The sequence below is a fragment of the Bhargavaea sp. GQ12 genome, from assembly GCF_059758705.1.
Genome location: NZ_JCAXEU010000043.1, coordinates 1 through 1,025 on the forward strand (window position 1 = coordinate 1; position 1,025 = coordinate 1,025).

7 tRNA genes and 1 rRNA gene are annotated in these 1,025 nt (G+C 50.2%); all 8 read right to left on the bottom strand.

The annotated features are described in order from the left end of the window. Positions 1-144 precede the first annotated feature (144 nt). The 8 genes from AC6CHQ_RS16250 to rrf all read right to left on the bottom strand — a co-directional run bounded on the left by AC6CHQ_RS16250 (position 145) and on the right by rrf (position 906). Positions 145-220, bottom strand: a tRNA-Ala gene (locus AC6CHQ_RS16250). 6 nt (positions 221-226) lie between these two features. Further along, positions 227-303: transfer RNA gene (locus AC6CHQ_RS16255), tRNA-Pro, on the bottom strand. Between the two features lie 6 nt (positions 304-309). Continuing rightward, positions 310-384, bottom strand: a tRNA-Gly gene (locus AC6CHQ_RS16260). A 24-nt stretch (positions 385-408) separates the two neighbouring features. Continuing rightward, positions 409-490: transfer RNA gene (locus AC6CHQ_RS16265), tRNA-Leu, on the bottom strand. Between the two features lie 22 nt (positions 491-512). Further along, positions 513-588 (bottom strand) — tRNA-Lys (locus AC6CHQ_RS16270). A gap of 8 nt (positions 589-596) precedes the next feature. Continuing rightward, a tRNA-Thr gene (locus AC6CHQ_RS16275) sits at positions 597-672 on the bottom strand. A 13-nt stretch (positions 673-685) separates the two neighbouring features. Next, positions 686-761: transfer RNA gene (locus tag AC6CHQ_RS16280), tRNA-Val, on the bottom strand. A gap of 29 nt (positions 762-790) precedes the next feature. Next, a 5S ribosomal RNA gene (gene rrf / locus AC6CHQ_RS16285) occupies positions 791-906 on the bottom strand. Positions 907-1,025 lie beyond the last annotated feature (119 nt).

Sequence of the window (1,025 nt, forward strand, 5' to 3'; positions counted from 1 at the left end):
CTGAGCCAGGATCAAACTCTCCATAAGAGAGTATGAGTAAGCTCATACTTTAAAACTGGCATTTCATTCGTTCCGTTCGCCCGACGGGGTCGGGTTCCGGGAACTTCGTTCATCAGCGTTTTGCTGTTCAGTTTTCAAGGTTCATGGTGGAGCCTAGCGGGATCGAACCGCTGACCTCCTGCGTGCAAGGCAGGCGCTCTCCCAGCTGAGCTAAGGCCCCATATAGTGGTCGGGAAAACAGGATTCGAACCTGCGACCCCTTGGTCCCAAACCAAGTGCTCTACCAAGCTGAGCTATTTCCCGATAAGATGGAGCGGAAGACGGGATTCGAACCCGCGACCCCCACCTTGGCAAGGTGGTATTCTACCACTGAACTACTTCCGCGTCATCAATTATTCAAAAAATAAGTGCGGATGAAGGGAGTCGAACCCCCACGCCCGAAGGCACTAGATCCTAAGTCTAGCGTGTCTGCCAGTTCCACCACATCCGCATGTCTCTGAATCAGAGGAAAATGGTGAGCCATGCAGGGCTCGAACCTGCGACCCTCTGATTAAAAGTCAGATGCTCTACCAACTGAGCTAATGGCTCGGAAAACATGGTGCCGGCCAGAGGACTTGAACCCCCAACCTACTGATTACAAGTCAGTTGCTCTACCAATTGAGCTAGGCCGGCATAATTATTAAAATGGTGGAGGATGACGGGTTCGAACCGCCGACCCTCTGCTTGTAAGGCAGATGCTCTCCCAGCTGAGCTAATCCTCCGGATTATGTATACATATTTGTGATCAACGGCCCGGCAACGTCCTACTCTTGCAGGGGGAAGTCCCCGACTACCATCGGCGCTGAAGAGCTTAACTTCCGTGTTCGGGATGGGAACGGGTGTGACCTCTTCGCCATCGTTACCGGACCGTGTTCACTTTAAAAGGACAAATATTATTATACCAAGTCTAAAGGATTTGGCAAGCTTTTTATTTGTTCTTTCAAAACCGGATAAAACAGACATTGTATTCGTATACCGAATCTTTT